Source organism: Dyadobacter beijingensis DSM 21582, assembly GCF_000382205.1.
Lineage (GTDB): Bacteria > Bacteroidota > Bacteroidia > Cytophagales > Spirosomataceae > Dyadobacter > Dyadobacter beijingensis.
Map to the genome: position 1 here is coordinate 1020906 of NZ_KB907786.1, position 18878 is coordinate 1039783.

The window sequence follows — 18878 nt, forward strand, 5'->3', positions numbered from 1 at the left end:
GCTTATCCGGGTTCCAAATCAACTGTCTCTTAACGCAAACGCACCCGGGGTAGGTATGCAACCAATACCGGAGTTAACTATCGCCCGGCTTCGATGAGCGCCTGGGCTGTCTTCTCGGTGTCTCTCGGCGCCGGGGCATTTTTTGCCGCGAACTTGCCATTCGGCCGTACAATGGCGAAGGAAGCAAATTCCAGCGGGTTGAGGCGGAAAAGCAGGTCCATCGCCTGCGAGTCGTTCATCGACATATGAATGCCTTTCAGCCGGTGCCTCACGATATATTGTCTTAACAGCGCATCCGAGCCGGTATAGTCGTAGTCTTCCGCTGCGAGGTGCAGGTAAAGGAACACGACATTTTCGGGTAACCGTGCCTGCAATGCGGGAATGTAATCCAATTCCTCGCGGCTTTTTGCATCCTGCATGTTCCATTTGACGATGTACACGGTTTTTCCCTTCAAGCCGTCGAGGACGGTATTGAGCCAAGAATTGCCGCGATCGTTGGATGCTGTGAGGTAATAGCCGGGCAATGCCTGCACGGGCGTCGTGCGTACATCCTTGAACGCGACCAGTTTACGGATATCGGCGCTATCTTTCACTTCCAGGTTTACGATTTCTTCCAGCGACTGCCGGAACTGCGGAATGCCTGTCCGCGACTGAATGTGCTTGCTCAGCAGCAGTTGCTGCGGATAGGTGTATTTGAACAGATTTTTGGCCAGGTACCGCACTTTCAGAAACTCCGTGGCCGTGCTATCGTAAAGGTCGGTGTAAATGCGGCTTTCGCGCTCGTAGTTAAACAGCAGGTTGAGCACCAATTCATTACGGGCAAAAAGCTTGTTCATGAAATCCAGCTCGCCCTTTTCGGCCAGGCCGTTCTCGTGGATCTGGTTCAGGTGCTGGCGGTCTTCTGCTGACAGGTTTTTGGCATTGTCGCGGATCAGTGCGGCCATGAGTTTCACGGGCAGGGAATTGGTCCGGCTGGGGTTATCGAATTTTTTGCCTTCCACCATCATATCGGCATAATTGCCGAACCGGTTGGCCCAAATCACCCGCTGGCCCGTCAAGGGCGCTTTGTCCAGGCGTTTCAGGCTGTCGAGCAGGGCCTTACCGACTTCATATTGGTTGCTCATCGCGTGTTCGTAAAGAATCTGCAATTGTTCCTCGTCCGTAATGGCTTTTACCCATTGATACAGCACCGGCGAAGCCACCGTATTTTGTGTAGCGGCCTGCACCGATCCCAACCGCAGCTCCCCGCGCCCTTCTGCACTGAACCGTGCATCGGAGCGGCTCTTGTCCCAGAATGTTTTGAAAAATTCCGTACCCAGCGTCCGGCTGGCAGTTAGCCGCTGGCTTTCGGCGGCCAGGTATAACGGGTACTGATTATTGGCGTCGGCATTGATGCCCGCAAAATAGAACAGCTTTTTAGCACGGCCGATGGAATCTCCGTTAAAGGTAATTTCGACCGTACCGGGCGAGCCGAGGAATGTAGTGAATGCCTTTCCGCCGTAATCCAGGTAGATTTCTTCCTGTGGGAACAAGATCGGCAGCGACACGCGGAAGGTGCCGTCGGCCTGCAAATCGGCCTGCTTGGTCAGTTCCGACTGTGGTTGCAGGATGTTATTGCGTGAAAAAGTAATGAACGGGGCCTGGCGGTAAAGCCTGCCGCTGAGGTTATTGATCCGCCCCTTGATGATAAGCGAGTCGGTAACTGCAAACGACGGAAGCAGGGTACCGAAAAAGAGGGCCGTCAGTATGATGAAGCGCATGCGGGTGAACATTATATTATTGGTAACGAAAAATAACGAGGCTTTTTCATGCTACCAAATATGTATGTTATTTACCCGGATGCACTAGGCCCTGTCGGGGTCGTCGGAAGGTTCGAGCGCGGGGCCGTCCTGGTAGCGTACGTAAATGCCGTGGTACCTTTCCTGCGCATCGTAATCCTTGCGGAGTGGGTGTCCTTCCCAGTCTTCGGGCAGCAGAATGCGGCGCAGATCAGGGTGGCCTTCGAAGGTAATGCCCATCAGGTCGTACGCCTCGCGCTCGTGCCAGTCGGCCGTGCGCCAGATGTGGCTCACCGTCGGTACCGAGGGCAATGTGCCGCTGGCAGTATTTCGTGGGAAAATGGTTTTAAGGGTCAAATCCACACCATAGGGAATGGAAGTGAGGTTATAGATGAGCTCCATCGTGTCGGCGGCGGTACCATTATCGATGGCCGTAATGCAGGCCAGGTAATCGAAATACAGCCTTTCGTCTTCATACAAAAACCGGCAAACAGCCGCTATTTCGCCCGCCGGGACGATCAATGCGGGCTGCGGGTTTTTAGTATCCGGCTGAATGGCCAATGCGGCAAACTGGCCCGTAACGATATCGGTAATTTCCTGGAACGTCATAAGAATTAGGATAAAACGGCTTTCTGGTCTGCGGCTTCCATTTCGAGGAACAGCTCAGGCACCGCTTCCTGCTTGCCGCGGATTTTTTCCTGCAATTTCATAAAGCCGCCGATCAGCGCCTCTGGCCGGGGCGGGCAGCCGGGCACATACACATCCACGGGAATAATGCGGTCGACGCCCTTCACCACGTGGTAACCATGCTCCCAGTAAGGCCCGCCGCAGTTGGAGCAGCTGCCCATCGAGATCACGTAGCGAGGTTCCGGCATTTGTTCGTACAGGCGGCGGATGCGGTCGGCCATTTTAAATGTCACCGTGCCGGCTACGATCATCACGTCCGACTGCCTTGGCGAAGGCCGGGGCATGATCCCGAAGCGTTCGAGATCGTAGTTGGCCGCGTAGGTCGCCATCATTTCAATGGCACAGCAGGCAAGCCCGAAGCCCATCGGCCACAACGACGACAGCCGGGCCCAGTTCATCAGGTCCTCCGCATTGGTCAGGATAATGCCGCCGTCGCCGGTTTTGATACGTTCACTCATGAATATTTTCTGGAAGCCTCAATTTGGTACGGATATTGCTTAGTAATGCAAGATCCTGCTGCAAAACTAACCATATTTGGCAAGAAACGGTTTCAGGGGGCGTTACAAAACAAACACAGCAAACTTCAACTATATGAGACACAAATTACTCCTCAGTTTCCTCTTTTCGGCCTTTTGCATCGGAGCTGCATCCGCCCAGAGCGATTCTACGGTCCGCATTTTCAAAACCGGAATGGCCATTTACGCCGAATTCGGCCTGCTGCCCAACAACAAGGCCCTGCGCGATGAGCTTTCGCGCCTTCAGGTGAAGCCGTTCACGTCATTTATGGGCAACCTCGTACTCGCCCGCCGCACCGAGTCCGATAAATGGTTCTCCGAAGCCCGGCTCATCCTGATGAACAGCACCAATTACACTTCCGATCGCAATGAAAGAAAGGCGTATCTCAACGGGTTCGGGGTTGGCACCGATGGCGGCCCGAAACTTGTCAACAATGCACGATGGAATGTGACGATCCCGATCGGCGCCGATTTTATGCTCTATCGCATGAATATCAAAAGCAACAGTTCCGTGACGGCGCAGCAATTGCTCAATAACCCGTCGGCATACCAGGCCGTGAAACTTTACACGGCCAATATCAACCTGCACGGCGGTATCGGCGTGGATTACAAGATGGATTTTTTACCCAAAATACACGAAAAGGTGTACCTGAGCGGCAAGCTGACTTATCACCAGCCCATTTTGGGAAGAAGAAAATGGAAGGGCGACAATGTGACCGTCGACGATCTTTCACGCCTGAAAGTCAATCAGATATATGCACAGATCGGATTCGTGTTTTTCCCGCGCCCGCATATGAAAAAGTGGACGGGAATGCATTAAGGTTACGAGCCTCTTTTCTCGGCGAGCAGCACGCGCAGCTGGTTTTCAAGGATTTTGATGTACGTGTCCTTGTCCATTTCGTTGAGCGATTCGGGCGAGAACTGACCTGCCGGGACGGCTAGCTCATGAACCGGCCGGTTGGCCATCAGGCCCGGAACGGTGCTGCCCAGCACGAGGGAGATTTGTTTCAGCAAATCGGCAGTAGGGTCTGTCCGGCCGGTTTCAATGTCAGAATATAGTTCTTCACTGATGCCGAGCGAGGATGCCATGTAAGCAACTGAAAAGCCTTTGCTTTCCCGTTTCGCGCGCAGTTTTTTTGCGAGAGCCTCCATATGTTGTTGTTGATGATGAAAGAATCAGCAGTTAACCCGAAAGTCGACAATTTTCTATTAACTATCAATATAATTCGATAAAACAAATCTGCCAATTGGTAATTTATACTTCTGGTTATCAGAATGTTGTACAAATGGTGAGTAGAAATACTATGGGTGCGGTAGCATAGGTACGGCCAGGAAAAGTAGTTGGAATGCTACTTTTTGTAGCGTTCGTTGACCTTGGCATACAGGTCTGCGGGGACCGGGGATTTAACTTCGGGTATTTGTGGCTTGGGCAGTACCCAATCGAGGTAGCCCTTCGCCCAGGCGTAGGCGAGGCCGAAAATAAGGATGCCGATGAACACGGTCATTTCGCCCATCGCGAACCAGCCCCATTGCCCGTTGGTTTGCTCGATCAGCTCTTCGTTCCCGAATACTACCGACCAGGGAAAAAGGAAGAGCAACTCCACTTCGAAAAGTACGAAAATGAGTGCCACGACGTAAAAACGGACGTTGAACTGAATGTTCGCATTGCCCAGCGGCTCCTCACCCGACTCGTAGGTTGTCAGTTTTTCCTCGTTCGGTTTGTGCGGGCGAAGGAACTTCGCAATGGTCAGCATCAGGCCGAGCAGGATGAGCGCGGCAATAATGAAGAGCAGGATATAACCGAAGTCGGTAAGCATGGGTAAGGTGCCAGTTTTATGCAAAACTAGGTAAAATGCGCAGGAAATATGCAGAAAGGGCGATTAAATGCTCAGCAGGATGGTACGGATGCTCAGGCCGATCACCAGCACACCCACGATCAGCATCAGCGGTTTACGTTTGATCTTACCGACGAGCATCGCGCCGAAAGGGGCAGCCATTACTCCGCCTACAATGAGGCCCAGCACGACTTTCCAGCTATCTACGCCCGTAAAAAGCATGAATGTGATCCCGCTCGCGAACGCCACCGCAAACTCCGCCGCATTCACAGAACCGATGGTGTAGCGCGGGTCGCGGCCCTGGCCGAGCAGGGTGGAAGTGACGATAGGCCCCCAGCCGCCGCCCCCGATCGAATCGAGGAAGCCGCCCGCCGCGGCGAGGATGCTGATGCGTTTCGTTTTATTCTTCACGAAGGTTTTCTGCAATGCCTTGCGGATGATGATCACGCCAAGTACCAGCATGTAAAATGCGATGAATGGCTTGATAAAGTTGCCGTCGATGACGTCGGAAAGCAGATAAGCGCCTGTAATGGAGCCCAGTACGCCGGGTATCAGCAGGCTCTTAAAGAGTTTTTTATTGATATTTTTGAAACGGAAATGCGAGATGGCGGAAGCGCCGGTCGTAAACATTTCGGCAAAATGCACGCTGGCACTGCTTACCGCCGGCGTAACGCCCAGGCTCAGCAGAAATGAATTGGAAGTGACGCCGTAAGCCATTCCCAAAGCCCCGTCCACAAGCTGCGCCGCCAATCCTACCAGCACGTATAATGCGAACTCGCCCGTCAGGAAGCCGGTCACTTCCTCGGTGGAAATCGTAATGACCCCGTTGGTGATAAGCAATCCGAGCAGCAGCAAAATGGCCGCAGCCGGAACGATATACCAGGTCGGCGACGAGGGCAGTTTGAGGGAAAGCACTTTGGCGAGCATTACGGCGAATTTTAGAATTTTGGAATATCAGGTTACAAAAATAGCAAAACTATTTAATCTACGTAATTGATAGATTATTAAATTTTGCTTAAAGCCTGCTGGTTGCCGCGATGTTCATGGCTCATTTACCCCTCAAATCGTCACGTGGAATGTTGCATTCAACGAATTTGGCTAAATACGTTGCATGCATTCAACCAATTTAGCCCTTACAACCAAACCACTTTCTGTTCCGAGACATGCCCCTGTCCGATAATATCCCGATACAGTTCCGGCCGTCGGGCCTGGATGTAGCGGTGACCGCCGGCGCGTTCCAGTTTTTCTGGGGTGAGGGTGGCGATGGTGAAGTCGTTGCCGAGTCGGCGGCATTCGGCGATGATGTCTCCGTAGGGATCGAGGATCATCGAGCAGCCGTTTTTGAGCTGGTCGTGGTCCATGCCGATGGGATTGGAGAAAATGGCGTAAACGGCATTGTCGTAGGCGCGGGCCGGCAGCCATTTCATGAGCCATGCGCGGCCTTTGAGCCCGTCGAATTCCTGGCGCAGGGAAGTTGGGTCGGCTTCGCGGTTGTGCCAGAGCTCCGGATCCACGAAACCGGCGCCGGGGCGCGTGGAGGGCGTACACATGGTCACGTGCGGCATGAAAATGATGTCGGCGCCGAGTAGTTTCGTGGCGCGCACATTTTCGATGATATTGTTGTCGTAGCAGATCAGCATGCTGCATTTCCAGCCGAAGAGGTCGAAAATTACGTATTGATCTCCGGGCGTGAGGTGCGGATTGATGAAAGGGTGCAGCTTACGGTATTTGGCTATGAGGCCGTTTTTGTCGACGCAAACGTATGCTTTGTACATTTTGTCGTCTGCATCTTTTTCAAAGAGTCCGGCCAGCACCACGATGTTGTGCCCGGCGGCGATGTCCTGCAATGTGCGGATACTCGGACCATCGGGAATGAGTTCGGCGACTTCGAGCAGTTGTTCTTCGGACAACTGCCGGGCGAATGTGTAGCCCGTCACAGAGCATTCGTGAAATGCGATGACCTGCGCGCCTTCCCGGGACGCGTCGCCGGCCATCCGGCGCATCACGCCCAGGTTATACTCTTTGTCGCCGCTTCTGTTTTCGAATTGGGCAGTAGCAATTTTGATCGGTTCCATAGCTGATTTTTTTAATCAAAACTACATCCTGGAATATAAGATGTATTGTACAAACCCGACGAAGGGAAAAAACTACCGGCTGATTTGGATCAGGTTGGCAGCCAGGAGGTCGTGGGGACCGAGGTATTGTCCGGGCGTAAGGCCCGAAAGATTTTTCATCTCGCGGATGAGATGTGCCTGATCGAAGAAACCCGATTCGCACGCCACGCCCGCGAGGGACAGGCCGGCGGGTTTTCGGCGCAGCATTTTCAGCGCGTACTGCATGCGCGCAATGCCTGCGTAGCGCTTGGGCGAAATCCCGATGTGTGCTTCAAATTTGCGCTGCAACTGCCGCTCGGTAACCCCTGAAAGCCGGGCCAGACGCGCCACGGGCATCAGGCCATGCTCCTTGTGAATGAGCGAAATAGCATTCGCGATCAGCGCGTCGGCGGAGCCCGAACCCTGCATTTGGGACAACAAAAAGCGCTCTGCGGCGTGTATTTTATCAAAAATTGTGACGGAATTCGCGATTTCATCGGTTATCGAACCCGCATTGTAACGAAACAGCTCGTCGCAGCCGATGATCCGGTTCCGCAGCTCGGAAGCGGGCATCTGGCACAATGCGGCGGCGCCAAACGGGTAGAGTACCGCAATGAGCAGGCGGATCCGGCCATTCGCCCGGACATTCCGGAAGGTATCCAGCTGGCCGTAGAGGAAGCCGGCGGGCAGCAATGCGGTACCGGGGCCGGTTTCATATTGGTAGGAAAGCGCGTCGCCGTAGTTAAAGACAATGCCGGTATTCCCGTCCGAGAAAATGCGCATCATGGCATGCCGGTCGCTTTCGATGACCAGGAAATGTCGGACGATGCCGGAGAGCGGGAATGCCGGGTTGATTTGCATGATTTACCAATGCTGCGCCCAGAAACTACGGCCTTCGTAGCCGCTTTGGGCGAGGAGCCGCGCGGCCTGCATGCTTCGTTTACCGCTGTTGCAATAAAATACGATCGTTTTACCCGCGGGAAAATTGGCGATGTTTTCGGGAATATCGGAAAGCGGGATATTCTCTCCCCCGAAGCTATCCGCTTCAAATTCATAATATTCCCGCACATCCACGAGCAAGACCGCATCCGGTGCCGATTCTAGCAAAAATTCATATTCCTCGTATGACATTTCCGGCAGGTTTTCTTCGGTTGGCGGGATTAATGCGGGCCTGGCGGACGCCGCGGATTGTCCGGCCGTTTCCGAGCGGGAGAACTGGAATATCGAATGACTGTTTGTCAATGTATTAATAACCAATAGCTTGCCGGATAGCGGTTCGCCGATCCCTGCGATCACCTTGATGGCCTCATTGGCCATATAGGTGCCGATAATGCCTGGCAACACGCCCATTACGCCCGCTTCGGCACAGTTATCGCCTTCTTCGGCGTCTGGGAAAAGGCAACGGTAGGTAGGCCCGCCGTGGTAGTTGAAAACCGAAACCTGCCCTTCAAACCGCAAAATCGATCCGAAAATAAAGGGTTTACCCAATGCGACGCAGAAGTCGTTGACAAGGTAACGCGTTTCGAAATTGTCGGAACCATCGATAACCAGGTCGTAGCCGCTGAGCAAATCGGCGGCATTTTCGGCATTCAGCCGGTCGGGATACGCCACGAGCTGCACAAACGGGTTCAGTACCGAAAGTTTCTCGACGGCCGTAATGGCTTTGTTTTGTCCCACATCATGCGCCGAATAGAGGATCTGGCGGTGCAGGTTGGTCAGGTCCACGGTATCATCGTCGATAATGCCGATCTGGCCCACGCCGGCAGCCACGAGGTATTGCAGCACCGGGCAGCCCAAACCGCCCGCGCCCACCACGGCGACTTTCCCCGCGCGTAGCTTTTCCTGCCCCGCAAGGCCCATTTCCGGCATGATAATCTGCCGCGCGTAGCGTTTTCGTTCGACTGTTGTGAACATAGAATTTTGAATGACCGAATGATTGAATGACCGAATATTTTCTATTCAGTCATTCAATCATTCAAAATTAAACTAGCGTCCCAGTCCTTCCATACCGGCTCGTAGCCGGCGTTTCGGATCATGGCGGCTATTTCTGCCGGACTTCTTTCGTCGGAAATCTCGAATTGTTCCAGCGAGGCCGGCTCTACGGCGTAACCGCCGGGGTTGGTTTTGGAACCCGCGCTGATGGATGTTACACCGAGTTGAATGCAATGGTTCCTGAACTTTTCGGATTCGCGCGTCGAAAGCGACAATTCCACCTCGCCGTTGAATATCCGGTAGGCGCATATGAGCTGGACGAGTTCGCGGTCGCTCATTTCCACTTTCGGTTCCAGACCTCCCGAAAATGGCCTCAGGCGGGGAAACGACAGGCTGTAACGCGTTTGCCAATAGGTTTTTTCGAGGTAATTCAAATGCATTGCGGTGAAAAAACTATCGGTGCGCCAGTCTTCCAATCCGATCAATACGCCGAGCCCCATTTTGTGAACGCCCGCTTTGCCGAGCCGGTCGGGTGTTTCGATGCGGTAATTGAAATTAGCCTTTTTGCCTTTGGGATGGTGTTTGCGGTAATCGTCCCGGTGATAGGTTTCCTGGTAAACCAGCACCGAATGCAATCCGAGCGGGATCAGCTCTTCGTATTCGTCCTGGTCGAGCGGCTGCACTTCCATCGATATCTGTGCAAAATGCGGCCTGATCAGTTCTAATACCCTCTTAAAATAGGGCACATGCACCGTCTGAACTGCCTCGCCGGTAACGAGCAGCACGTGCTCGTAGCCCATCGCTTTGATTACTTCCACTTCCCGTAAAATCTCCGCATCAGTAAGTGTACGCCTGCGGACCTTGTTATCGAGACTGAACCCGCAATAGGTGCAAATGTTCGTGCATTCATTGGACAAATACAGCGGCACATACATTTGAACGGTTTTCCCAAAGCGTTTTTGGGTTAGCTGTCGGCTGAGTGCTGCCATAGGTTCCAGGTACGAAGCCGCGGCGGGAGAGATCAATGCCTTGAAGTCTTCCAAAGTCTTTCTGGACGAGCCTAATGCCCTTTCCACATCCGCCGCAGTTTTGGAATAGATAGATTCCTTCACCTCGTCCCAGCCGTAGCGATCGAATTCTTCCTTAAAGCTCATCCAGAAATGCCGTTAACGGGCTGCTGGCCGCCGCCAGATTACCCTGTGCCCCCAATTTCGCCTCATACGCCATCCGCCCGGCCTGTACCGCCATTCTGAAAGCATCCGCCATCGCCACCGGGTCGCCGGCCACGGCGATGGCCGTATTCACCAGCACCGCATCCGCGCCGATTTCCATTGCTTTGGCGGCGTCGGAAGGCGCGCCGATGCCGGCGTCCACCACCACAGGTACTTTACTTTGTTCGATGATGATTTCAAGGAAATCGATGGTTTTCAGACCTTTGTTACTCCCGATCGGGGAGCCGAGCGGCATGACGGCCGCGGCACCGGCTTCTTCGAGGCGCTTGCACAATACCGGGTCGGCGTGGATGTAGGGGAGGATGACAAAGCCCATTTTGGCGAGTCCCTCCGTTGCCTTCAACGTTTCGATCGGGTCGGGGAGCAGGTATTTGGGATCGGGGTGGATTTCCAGTTTCAGCCAGTTTGTTTCCAACGCCTCACGGGCCAGCTGCGCCGCGAAAATCGCCTCTTTGGCCGTTCGGACGCCGGAAGTATTGGGTAAAAGATGGATATGCTTGTGAGCCAAATGCCTGAGGATATCGTCGGCCTCGTCGCGCACATCCACACGGCGCAGCGCAACGGTCACGAGCTCGGAGCCGGACGCCAGCAGCGCTTCCTCCATCACCCGCGCCGAGCTGAATTTGCCCGTGCCGGTAAAGAGCCTCGATTGAAATATTTGATCTGCGATAGTCAGCATAATGCGTTCTGGATTTGGTAAAAAGTTTCTTGCGGATCGGGTGAGCCGGCCAATGCGGCGGAGACGGCCACACCGTAAATGCCTGCCGAGCGGATCCCGGGAATGTCGGCGGGTGTAATGCCCCCGATGGCGATAATGGGTATTTCAAGCCCTTGAGCAGCCATTTGCCGCATTAGCGCACGATAGCCTTCGATGCCGAGAATGGGGCTCAGGTTCTGTTTGGTATTTGTAAACCGGAAGGGCCCCAGGCCAATGTAATCGGCGCCTTCCGCCACCCGCAGCGCGATGTCTGCCCAGGTATTGGCTGTTCCGCCGATGACCATTTGCTCGCCCACGAGCGCACGCGCTTCGGGCACGGGCATGTCCGTCAGGCCCAGGTGCAGCCCATAGGCGCCCACGGCCAGCGCCACGCGGGGGAAGTCGTTGATAATGAGCTTTGCGCCGTAGCTGTCACACAAATTGGTAGCAGCCCATGCAATCGGCAGCACTTCTTGCTCCGCCCGGTTCTTTACCCGAAGCTGTATCCACCGGCACCCGACTTCCAGCGCGATGCGGATGCTGTCGATATGCGACATGCCTTCATTTTCCCGGGAAATAAAATGCAGCCTGTCAATAGCTTTGCTTTTTAAATTTTTAAAATTCAAATCGTCATCCATATCTCCATCCCCGGGTTTCAACCCGGGAATGCCGGATGATTGCTGAACTGATGATGATTGAAAAGATGATAATTTCAATCCCGGTGAATTCAAAGAAAGAATCAGCTGACATTGCTCCAAAGCCTTTTCAGGATTTTGCCAGATACTTCCCAGCACTGCGGCACCGTCAAACCCCATTTCAAATACCGATTTGAAATTCTCAGCATTGATACCCCCAAGCGCTATCACTTCATTGGGAAAGCCCTGTTTATCCAGTTTAAAATGAACCGGAAGTTTCGATACATAACTTTCTTTTGAAATACTGTCAAATACCGGCCCGAGAAAAGCATAGTCAAAACAATGCGATAGCGTAGCCAGATCAACGGGATCATGCAGGGAGGTGCTGACGGTATATCCGCTGTTTTTCAAATCATTTAATGCCTCCCGACTGGTTGCCAGCCTGCTCTGCTCCGTAAAATGCAGTCCGGCAATGCCGAATGCGCCGGCCAGCTCATGATGCTGATGTAATGCGATACGATGTCGAAACCGCAGATCGATTCCTTCCAGCCAAGCCCGCAGTGCTGCTAGCGTGGCTGCGGGCTTGCGTATGTGCAGGCGCGCGAGCCCCTGTGCGAAGAGCTCGTTAATAATATCGGCCTCGCCGGGGAGCATTTCCGGGTGGGTTATGACAATCAGATTTTCCATTACAAATAAATTTCACTACCCTTCTCCGCAAACTCCCTGGCCTTTTGCCGCATTCCTTCGGTCACGGCTTCCTGAGTGGCGAGCCCATTTTCCTCGGCATAGTCGCGGACGTCCTGGGTGATTTTCATCGAGCAGAAGTTGGGACCGCACATCGAGCAGAAGTGCGCCACTTTGGCACCTTCGGCCGGTAATGTCTCGTCGTGGAACTCGCGGGCCGTGTCGGGATCTAGCGAAAGGTTGAACTGATCTTCCCAGCGGAACTCGAAACGGGCTTTGCTCAATGCATTGTCGCGGTACTGGGCGCCGGGGTGGCCTTTGGCGAGGTCGGCGGCGTGAGCAGCTATTTTGTAGGTGATCACGCCGTCTTTCACATCCTTTTTGTTAGGTAAGCCCAAATGCTCCTTGGGCGTTACGTAACATAGCATGGCGGTGCCGAACCAGCCGATCATGGCGGCGCCGATGGCGGAGGTAATGTGGTCGTAACCAGGTGCAATGTCGGTCGTAAGCGGGCCTAATGTGTAAAATGGCGCTTCGTGGCAATGCTGCAACTGTTTTTCCATATTCTCCTTGATCAGGTGCATCGGCACGTGGCCGGGGCCCTCGATGATCGTCTGCACATCGTGTTTCCAGGCGATTTTGGTCAGCTCGCCCAGCGTTTCGAGCTCGGCGAATTGGGCTGCGTCGTTGGCATCGGCAATGCTGCCGGGGCGCAGGCCGTCGCCGAGGGAGAATGCTACGTCGTACGCCTTCATGATCTCGCAGATTTCCTCGAAATGCGTGTACAGGAAGTTCTCCTTGTGATGCGCCAGGCACCATTTCGCCATGATGGAGCCGCCACGGGAAACGATGCCCGTAATGCGCCTGGCCGTCAGCGGAATATAGCGGAGCAGTACGCCGGCATGGATCGTGAAATAGTCCACTCCCTGCTCGGCCTGTTCGATCAATGTGTCGCGGAAAAGCTCCCAGGTCAGGTCTTCGGCCTTGCCGTTCACTTTTTCCAAAGCCTGGTAAATGGGGACGGTGCCGATGGGTACGGGCGAGTTGCGGATAATCCACTCGCGGGTTTCATGGATGTTCTTGCCGGTCGACAGGTCCATGATCGTGTCAGCGCCCCAGCGGCAGGCCCAGACGGCTTTTTCGACCTCTTCTTCAATGCTCGACGATACGGCCGAGTTACCGATGTTCGCATTGATTTTCACAAGGAAATTCCGCCCGATGATCATCGGTTCGCTTTCCGGGTGATTGATATTGGATGGAATCACAGCCCTGCCCGCCGCCACTTCCGCCCTTACAAACTCGGCGGTAATATGGCTTTTAGGGGTGTTAGCGCCGAAGCTGTGCCCGGCGTGCTGGTGTGCCAGCGCGCCCGCCTTCCCGTTCAGCGAGGCCAGGTGGGCGTCGATGCGCTGGTTCTCGCGGATGGCGATATACTCCATTTCCGGCGTGATCATGCCCTTTTTGGCATAATGCAGCTGCGAAACGTTCTGTCCGGCTTTGGCGCGGAGGGGCTTCGCATTGTGGGCAAACCGCAGATGGTCCAATTTCGTGTCCGCCAGGCGCATCCGGCCGTATTCGGAGGTGATCGTTTCGAGTTCTTCCACATCGCCGCGCCCGCGTACCCATTCCGCACGCAATGCGGGAAGGCCCTGTTTAACGTCGATTTCAATGTTAGGGTCTGTGTACGGACCGCTGGTATCGTAGACGGTTACGGGTTCATTGGGCTCACTTGCTCCTAACCGACCGTGGATGCGTGTATCATTAAGCGAAATCTCGCGCATGGCCACGGAAATGTCGTGGATTTCGCCTTTTACATAGACTTTCGTTGAATTGGGGAATGGGGCGCGGGTGATTGTTTCCGGCGTTTTTTCTGTCTTCATGATGATGTTTTCTGGTTAAATGGTGGGATAAAGCGTGCCTAGCCGCCTTGCGTGGCGGTAATGAGCGTAATCTGATCGTTGGGGGAGAGCCGGCGCGTGGGCCAGTCGGATTTCGGGACTACCGATTGATTGATGGCTACGGCGATGCCTTTGCCGGACGGAAACAGCTCGGACACGAGTTGTCCTACCGTGTGAGTGGCGGTAATTAGCCTTGCCTGACCGTTTAGGATGATTTCCATTCCTGATTCAGTTTTTAAATACAAAAAACCTTAGGAATGGACCTATGAAGAAAAGAATAGACGGAGCTACGTGCACGGTAACTCCTGCTTTTCCCTTCGGCAGTACTAGCTGCATCAGGTTCAAAGGGTATGATCTCAGTCCGCATGTCGGGACACCCCTAAAGTTGAGGCAAAGCTATTCGAAATTCAGGATTTTCAAAAGAATTAGAAAAAAACGTAACGCTAAACGCGGTTAGGAGGTGAAAATTTTTAAAATTATAAGGTATTTTTGACCCTAATAATAAACCTGTATAACGACCTGCTTTATTTTGATGGATTTGATCATCAGAAGTGCGGCTCCTAAGGATCTGCCTTCGCTGTTGGAGATTATTAACCACGCTATCCTGAACACCACGGCTATTTATGACTACGAACCCCGGACCCTGGAACAACAAAAGGCCTGGTTTGAGCAGATGTTCTATGACGGTATGCCAGTGATTGTGGCGGAGTTGGAAGGCGAAGTGATCGGTTATGGTTCCTACAACATTTTCCGTCCGAAAATCGGGTATAAATTCAGTGTGGAGCATTCCATTTACCTCGACGAAAAATCCCGCGGAATGGGCGTGGGCGGTAAATTACTTGGAAGCCTTATTCAGCGCGCGAAGGAATCCGGCCTGCACACGATGATCGGGTGTATCGATGCTTCCAACCGTGCAAGTATTGAATTTCACAAGAAGTACGGGTTTGTGGAGAAGGGATATCTGAAGGAAGTTGCCTACAAATTCGACCAGTGGCTCGACCTCGTTTATATGCAGTTGTTGTTGGAAGAGGATTAAAGTCAGTAGGTCAGGAATGGTCAAGAGTAGTCAGGAATAGTTCAAAAAGTCATCCGACAAAATTGACAATGCATGACAATGCCTGACAACACATAACTACACTTAACAACACCTGACAAAACGAAACGAGGCGCAGTGATTAGCTGCGCCTCGTTTCGTTTTAATGGGCTCTGCCCGTTTCTACGTAAGTATCTTCATCACCAGTAGGCTTGCCTTGCCACCAGGAGGCGAGGATGGAGCCGGTGATGTTCATCAGCGGGCCGAAAATCGCCGGTGCGAGGCCGACCGTGGCCATCTTGCCCATTTCCTTCGCGATACCGGACGCTAGTCCGCCATTTTGCATACCTACTTCAATCGCTATCGTGCGGCAGTCGCGCTCACTCATGCGGAACAGGCGTCCCGACCAGTAGCCGAGCGTGTAGCCCGACAGGTTATGGATCAATACGAGCAATAGCAATGCGGGCCCGATCGACAGGAGGCTGTCTCGGCCGGCGGCGGTGATGATCACGATAATGAATGCGATCCCGCCCATCGAAACAAGCGGCATGGCGGCATCGAGCCATTTCACTTTTCCGCTGAACAGCTTATTGAACACCAATCCGGCGCCGATCGGGATGATCACCATTTTAATAATATCCCACATCATATGCAGTGTGTCGATCTTCACGAACGCGCCTGCGAGCATGCTCATGAGGATGGGCGTCACGAGCGGCGCGAGCATCGTGGAAATGGCGGTAATGGTAATGGACAATGCGAGGTTCGCTTTCGCGAGGTAGGAGATCACGTTGGAAGCCATTCCATTCGGCGAGCAGCCGATGAGGATAATACCTGCCGCGATTTCAGGCGGGAAACCGCTGATGTTTGCCAGCGTGTACCCGATGGTTGGCATAATGATAAAGTGGCTCACAACGCCAATGAGTACGCCTTTCGGCATTTTAACCACGCCCACAAAATCCCCGAAGCTCATGGAAGTGCCCATTCCGAACATGATGATCTGAATGAGTGGAGTGATCAGAGTTGAAAGTTTAAAGTCACCCACAGTCAGGAAATGCTGCGGGTAGTACAATGCCGTGGTTACCGCCGCGAAGATGACGGTGGTGTAGGTGAATCCTTTCAGTTTTTCATAACCACGGAAACTGATGGCCAGCGACAAAAAGAATGCGATAAAGAAAGGGCCGGCCGAGGGGAGGCTTCCGGTAAAGGCCAGGTACAGCGCTATCAGCAGGCAGACCGCGGCGATACCGGATGTGAGCTTGTAAATATTCATATAAATGTATTTAAAATGCAATTTTGAAAATGCGAAAGAAAAATCCTGTCTGTTTTACCAAACAGGAAATGCTGAAAACCAGGACGGATTACTCGCTTACCAGGTTCTTTTTTTCATGTATTCATCGAGTTCCGAACGTTTCATGGGGATTTCGTTCGGGTTTTTGTCGAGCCATTTCAAGAAGTCGTTTTTCAGGGTATCGGTCCACTGGCTGTCGATCTGGCCCGGGGTATATTTGCCTTCTTTCAGCATCTGAATACCGAATTTGTCGCGCAATGCGATGAACTCGGCCGTTTGCACGACTTTCTCGACCATGTGCGCCGGCACGAAGATCACGCCTTCTTTTTTGGCCAGAACCAGGTCACCCGGAAGTACCACCGCACGTCCGATGCGGATAGGGGTATTAATGCCCGTTACTACGGCGTCTTTCAAATAGGAAGGATCAAAATCGCGGACGAACGCATTGAAGCCGGGGATTTTGGAAAGGCCGTCGAGGTCGCGCACGGAGGCATCGAATACGACGCCGTTGCCTGTTTTGGCATAAATAGAATTGGCAAGGTTATCACCGATCAGTGTTCCTTCGACGATCTTGCCCATACCGTCGGCTACATATACGTCGCCTTTGGAAAGCATATCGATCGGCCAGGAGTTGGTGTTGCCGATGCGGCCTTGCTTGGCACCGCGGTCTTTGATATTCTTTTCCAGGTCGGGGCGGGAGGGCGTGAACTGGGCCGTCAATGCGCGACCGGCGATCACCACGTCGTCATGGACGATTTTCCAGTTGCCTTCAAACTGGCAGTTATAGCCCTCGTTTTTGAGTACTACCCATGCTTCTTCGATATTGATTTCTTTGGCGCGGCGCACGAGGTCGTCGGAGATTTTCGGACGGCCGTCGGGGAAGCGCTCACCTTTCCATTCGGAAGTGAGGAAGATCAGTTCTTCTTTCGGGATGGTCTGCGATTGGGCAGTTTGCAATGTTCCCAGGGTGAGGGTCAGGATCGTCGTTAAAGAGAGAATCGGTAATTTCATGAGATAAGAAAAAAGAGTTCGGCAGGATTGTGATCGGTAAAATTAGGCAAAATAACAATGGAAGCCCCGTTGAGTGCGGCCGCGGGGGCTTCCAGCCCGGGAGTGGACGTCCGGCAAACTACCTTCTCGAAACGACGATCGGGTTGGTGAGGCCGTTGAGGTCGTACACCACTTTGCCGGCGCGAATGGTCACTTCGGCTTCCAGTTTCTGCTTGCCCTGCACTTTGGCGCCGGTATAATCGAAGAAACCGAATGTACCCGTGTCGTTCATCTGGAACTTGCCGTCGAGCACGCGCAGTACGGATACGTCCGCACGCGAGCCTGCCGAAAGGTTACCCAGCTCTTCGCGGTGAATGGCCTGTGCGGGGGCCCAGGTGCTGGCTTTGATGACCGCCGGCAGGTCCATACCCATCGCAAGGAATTTGGACATGACATTGAGCATATCCTTCATCGCATTGTTCATGCTGCCGGTGTGGATGTCGGTACTGATGGTGTTGGGATAAAAACCGGTTTTGATGGCCGGGATCGCCTGCGAGAATGCAAAGCTGATACCACCATAACCCACGTCGAAAATGATGCCTTTTTTGCGGGCTTCGTAGACGAACGGCTTCACTTTACCTGCCTTCACGTCCACGATCGGTTCGCGGCTGGCGAGCTGGCCGAAGCAGTGGGTGAAAATGTCGCCGGGGCGAAGGTGCTTCATAAACAGCTCTTCGATGGGCAACACGGGCTGGCTGCCGCCGAAATCGATCATGACCGGGATATTGGCGAGCTTGCCTGCTTCCACAGCGCGATCGGTAGGTGCCCAATTGTAACCGTTGAAGTGGGCCAGTTTAATGCCTACGATGTATTCCGGATATTCCTTCGCGACTTTGGCGGTAGCGGCAGCATCCATGTCTTCGACATTCTGCTCGTAAGTGCCGCCGCGCATGCCTTCACCCACGATGTTCAGGAACGAGAGCACGCGGGTGCGCGAGGCGTCGATGGTTTGTTTTTTAAAATCCGGGAACGACTTCCAGCCGGCACAGCCCGCGTCTACCACGGTGGTAACGCCGGTACGGAACGTGAAGCCGTCGGGTGGGAGGGCATTAGGGCCGTTGCTGTACGTCTGGTCCATTTTGGTACCGAAGAAGTTGTGCGAGTGCATGTCGATCAGGCCGGGCGTGACGAAAAGGCCTTTCGCATTCACCACCTGCACGCCTTCCCTGGCGTCGATGTTTTTCGCAACGAGCATGACCGTGTCGCCTTTCAGGGCCACGTCCATCACGCTGTTGATATTGTTTTTGGGGTCGATCACGTGACCGCCTTTGATGACGATCGAGTACTTCTGCGCCTGCGCGGCGACACCGGCAGAGCAAAAGAGGGCGGCGGCAATGAATACTTTTTTGATCATGGGTTTTGGTTTAGGAAAGCACTATTATAGTTAAGACAAAAAACACATTGAAATTCCTCATTCACAGATCGAAAATTTTTAGGCTTTAAAATGCGATACGGATCGCCGATTTTGGTCAGCAATCCGTATCGGTCATTTACTTCATTATCAGGCAGCCCAACGGGCAT

General features: G+C 53.4%; 19 protein-coding genes and 1 riboswitch. Of the genes, 2 read left to right on the top strand and 17 right to left on the bottom strand.

Annotated features, from left to right (window positions below):
* Positions 1-77 precede the first annotated feature (77 nt).
* The 3 genes from H144_RS0104290 to nuoB form a co-directional block, all read right to left on the bottom strand.
* On the bottom strand, positions 78-1760 hold the full coding sequence (locus tag H144_RS0104290) for a hypothetical protein (RefSeq protein WP_229207836.1): 1683 nt from the start codon (positions 1758-1760) through the stop codon (positions 78-80).
* Between the two features lie 84 nt (positions 1761-1844).
* Positions 1845-2387, bottom strand: a complete 543-nt coding sequence (locus H144_RS0104295; protein WP_019940805.1) for an NADH-quinone oxidoreductase subunit C — start codon at positions 2385-2387, stop codon at positions 1845-1847.
* A gap of 5 nt (positions 2388-2392) precedes the next feature.
* Complete coding sequence (gene nuoB, locus H144_RS0104300; RefSeq protein ID WP_019940806.1) at positions 2393-2923, bottom strand: NADH-quinone oxidoreductase subunit NuoB; 531 nt, start codon at positions 2921-2923, stop codon at positions 2393-2395.
* 133 nt (positions 2924-3056) lie between these two features.
* Between nuoB and H144_RS0104305 the strand changes: the two genes are divergently transcribed.
* The gene (locus tag H144_RS0104305; protein ID WP_019940807.1) at positions 3057-3800 is read left to right on the top strand and encodes a hypothetical protein; all 744 of its coding nucleotides are present in this window, start codon (positions 3057-3059) and stop codon (positions 3798-3800) included.
* 2 nt (positions 3801-3802) lie between these two features.
* Here the strand turns inward: H144_RS0104305 and H144_RS0104310 are convergent, their stop codons facing one another.
* The 11 genes from H144_RS0104310 to thiS all read right to left on the bottom strand — a co-directional run bounded on the left by H144_RS0104310 (position 3803) and on the right by thiS (position 14207).
* Positions 3803-4132: a helix-turn-helix domain-containing protein gene (locus H144_RS0104310; protein WP_019940808.1), complete on the bottom strand. Its 330-nt coding sequence runs from the start codon at positions 4130-4132 to the stop codon at positions 3803-3805.
* A 197-nt stretch (positions 4133-4329) separates the two neighbouring features.
* Positions 4330-4797 carry an NADH-quinone oxidoreductase subunit A gene (locus tag H144_RS0104315; protein ID WP_019940809.1) on the bottom strand — a complete coding sequence of 156 codons (468 nt, stop codon included), beginning with the start codon at positions 4795-4797 and terminating at the stop codon, positions 4330-4332.
* A gap of 63 nt (positions 4798-4860) precedes the next feature.
* Positions 4861-5742, bottom strand: coding sequence for a sulfite exporter TauE/SafE family protein (locus H144_RS0104320; protein WP_019940810.1), 882 nt, complete (start codon positions 5740-5742; stop codon positions 4861-4863).
* 206 nt (positions 5743-5948) lie between these two features.
* Positions 5949-6890, bottom strand: coding sequence for a nitrilase family protein (locus H144_RS0104325; protein ID WP_019940811.1), 942 nt, complete (start codon positions 6888-6890; stop codon positions 5949-5951).
* 72 nt (positions 6891-6962) lie between these two features.
* Positions 6963-7769: a helix-turn-helix transcriptional regulator gene (locus tag H144_RS0104330; RefSeq protein WP_019940812.1), complete on the bottom strand. Its 807-nt coding sequence runs from the start codon at positions 7767-7769 to the stop codon at positions 6963-6965.
* A 3-nt stretch (positions 7770-7772) separates the two neighbouring features.
* Positions 7773-8822, bottom strand: a complete 1050-nt coding sequence (moeB, locus tag H144_RS0104335) for a HesA/MoeB/ThiF family protein (RefSeq protein ID WP_019940813.1) — start codon at positions 8820-8822, stop codon at positions 7773-7775.
* Between the two features lie 53 nt (positions 8823-8875).
* Positions 8876-9994 (bottom strand): 2-iminoacetate synthase ThiH, encoded by a 1119-nt coding sequence (thiH, locus tag H144_RS0104340; protein WP_019940814.1) that lies wholly within the window; start codon positions 9992-9994, stop codon positions 8876-8878.
* Positions 9984-10751, bottom strand: a complete 768-nt coding sequence (locus tag H144_RS0104345; protein ID WP_019940815.1) for a thiazole synthase — start codon at positions 10749-10751, stop codon at positions 9984-9986. The genes thiH and H144_RS0104345 overlap by 11 nt, the downstream gene beginning before the upstream one ends.
* Complete coding sequence (locus tag H144_RS34795) at positions 10745-12091, bottom strand: thiamine phosphate synthase (RefSeq protein ID WP_019940816.1); 1347 nt, start codon at positions 12089-12091, stop codon at positions 10745-10747. The genes H144_RS0104345 and H144_RS34795 overlap by 7 nt, the downstream gene beginning before the upstream one ends.
* Positions 12091-13968, bottom strand: a complete 1878-nt coding sequence (gene thiC, locus H144_RS0104355) for a phosphomethylpyrimidine synthase ThiC (protein ID WP_019940817.1) — start codon at positions 13966-13968, stop codon at positions 12091-12093. Before thiC ends, H144_RS34795 begins: the two co-directional genes overlap by 1 nt.
* A 38-nt stretch (positions 13969-14006) precedes the next feature.
* Positions 14007-14207: a sulfur carrier protein ThiS gene (gene thiS, locus H144_RS0104360; RefSeq protein WP_019940818.1), complete on the bottom strand. Its 201-nt coding sequence runs from the start codon at positions 14205-14207 to the stop codon at positions 14007-14009.
* Positions 14208-14281: 74 nt separating this feature from the next.
* A riboswitch (TPP riboswitch) is annotated at positions 14282-14377 on the bottom strand.
* A gap of 141 nt (positions 14378-14518) precedes the next feature.
* On the opposite strand from thiS, the gene H144_RS0104365 reads away from it, so the two are divergent.
* A complete protein-coding gene (locus H144_RS0104365) occupies positions 14519-15022 on the top strand; it encodes a GNAT family N-acetyltransferase (RefSeq protein ID WP_019940819.1) in 504 nt (167 codons plus the stop codon).
* A 160-nt stretch (positions 15023-15182) separates the two neighbouring features.
* On the opposite strand, the gene H144_RS0104370 is transcribed toward H144_RS0104365, so the two are convergent.
* The 3 genes from H144_RS0104370 to H144_RS0104380 all read right to left on the bottom strand — a co-directional run bounded on the left by H144_RS0104370 (position 15183) and on the right by H144_RS0104380 (position 18711).
* Positions 15183-16289: a bile acid:sodium symporter family protein gene (locus H144_RS0104370; RefSeq protein ID WP_019940820.1), complete on the bottom strand. Its 1107-nt coding sequence runs from the start codon at positions 16287-16289 to the stop codon at positions 15183-15185.
* 96 nt (positions 16290-16385) lie between these two features.
* On the bottom strand, positions 16386-17318 hold the full coding sequence (locus H144_RS0104375; protein WP_019940821.1) for an RraA family protein: 933 nt from the start codon (positions 17316-17318) through the stop codon (positions 16386-16388).
* Positions 17319-17436: 118 nt separating this feature from the next.
* Positions 17437-18711 (bottom strand): amidohydrolase/deacetylase family metallohydrolase, encoded by a 1275-nt coding sequence (locus H144_RS0104380; protein ID WP_019940822.1) that lies wholly within the window; start codon positions 18709-18711, stop codon positions 17437-17439.
* Positions 18712-18878: the final 167 nt, after the last annotated feature.

What these genes read in the sequence shown, in the direction of transcription:
- H144_RS0104290 (WP_229207836.1), bottom strand. Translation starts at nt 1,760, where the DNA reads ATGCGCTTCATCATACTGACGGCCCTCTTTTTCGGTACCCTGCTTCCG.
- H144_RS0104325 (WP_019940811.1), bottom strand. Translation starts at nt 6,890, where the DNA reads ATGGAACCGATCAAAATTGCTACTGCCCAATTCGAAAACAGAAGCGGC.
- H144_RS0104320 (WP_019940810.1), bottom strand. Translation starts at nt 5,742, where the DNA reads ATGCTCGCCAAAGTGCTTTCCCTCAAACTGCCCTCGTCGCCGACCTGG.
- H144_RS0104345 (WP_019940815.1), bottom strand. Translation starts at nt 10,751, where the DNA reads ATGCTGACTATCGCAGATCAAATATTTCAATCGAGGCTCTTTACCGGC.
- nuoB (WP_019940806.1), bottom strand. Translation starts at nt 2,923, where the DNA reads ATGAGTGAACGTATCAAAACCGGCGACGGCGGCATTATCCTGACCAAT.
- thiC (WP_019940817.1), bottom strand. Translation starts at nt 13,968, where the DNA reads ATGAAGACAGAAAAAACGCCGGAAACAATCACCCGCGCCCCATTCCCC.
- H144_RS0104365 (WP_019940819.1), top strand. Translation starts at nt 14,519, where the DNA reads ATGGATTTGATCATCAGAAGTGCGGCTCCTAAGGATCTGCCTTCGCTG.
- H144_RS0104315 (WP_019940809.1), bottom strand. Translation starts at nt 4,797, where the DNA reads ATGCTTACCGACTTCGGTTATATCCTGCTCTTCATTATTGCCGCGCTC.
- H144_RS0104305 (WP_019940807.1), top strand. Translation starts at nt 3,057, where the DNA reads ATGAGACACAAATTACTCCTCAGTTTCCTCTTTTCGGCCTTTTGCATC.
- H144_RS0104295 (WP_019940805.1), bottom strand. Translation starts at nt 2,387, where the DNA reads ATGACGTTCCAGGAAATTACCGATATCGTTACGGGCCAGTTTGCCGCA.
- thiH (WP_019940814.1), bottom strand. Translation starts at nt 9,994, where the DNA reads ATGAGCTTTAAGGAAGAATTCGATCGCTACGGCTGGGACGAGGTGAAG.
- H144_RS0104330 (WP_019940812.1), bottom strand. Translation starts at nt 7,769, where the DNA reads ATGCAAATCAACCCGGCATTCCCGCTCTCCGGCATCGTCCGACATTTC.
- H144_RS0104380 (WP_019940822.1), bottom strand. Translation starts at nt 18,711, where the DNA reads ATGATCAAAAAAGTATTCATTGCCGCCGCCCTCTTTTGCTCTGCCGGT.
- thiS (WP_019940818.1), bottom strand. Translation starts at nt 14,207, where the DNA reads ATGGAAATCATCCTAAACGGTCAGGCAAGGCTAATTACCGCCACTCAC.
- H144_RS0104310 (WP_019940808.1), bottom strand. Translation starts at nt 4,132, where the DNA reads ATGGAGGCTCTCGCAAAAAAACTGCGCGCGAAACGGGAAAGCAAAGGC.
- H144_RS0104375 (WP_019940821.1), bottom strand. Translation starts at nt 17,318, where the DNA reads ATGAAATTACCGATTCTCTCTTTAACGACGATCCTGACCCTCACCCTG.
- moeB (WP_019940813.1), bottom strand. Translation starts at nt 8,822, where the DNA reads ATGTTCACAACAGTCGAACGAAAACGCTACGCGCGGCAGATTATCATG.
- H144_RS34795 (WP_019940816.1), bottom strand. Translation starts at nt 12,091, where the DNA reads ATGGAAAATCTGATTGTCATAACCCACCCGGAAATGCTCCCCGGCGAG.
- H144_RS0104370 (WP_019940820.1), bottom strand. Translation starts at nt 16,289, where the DNA reads ATGAATATTTACAAGCTCACATCCGGTATCGCCGCGGTCTGCCTGCTG.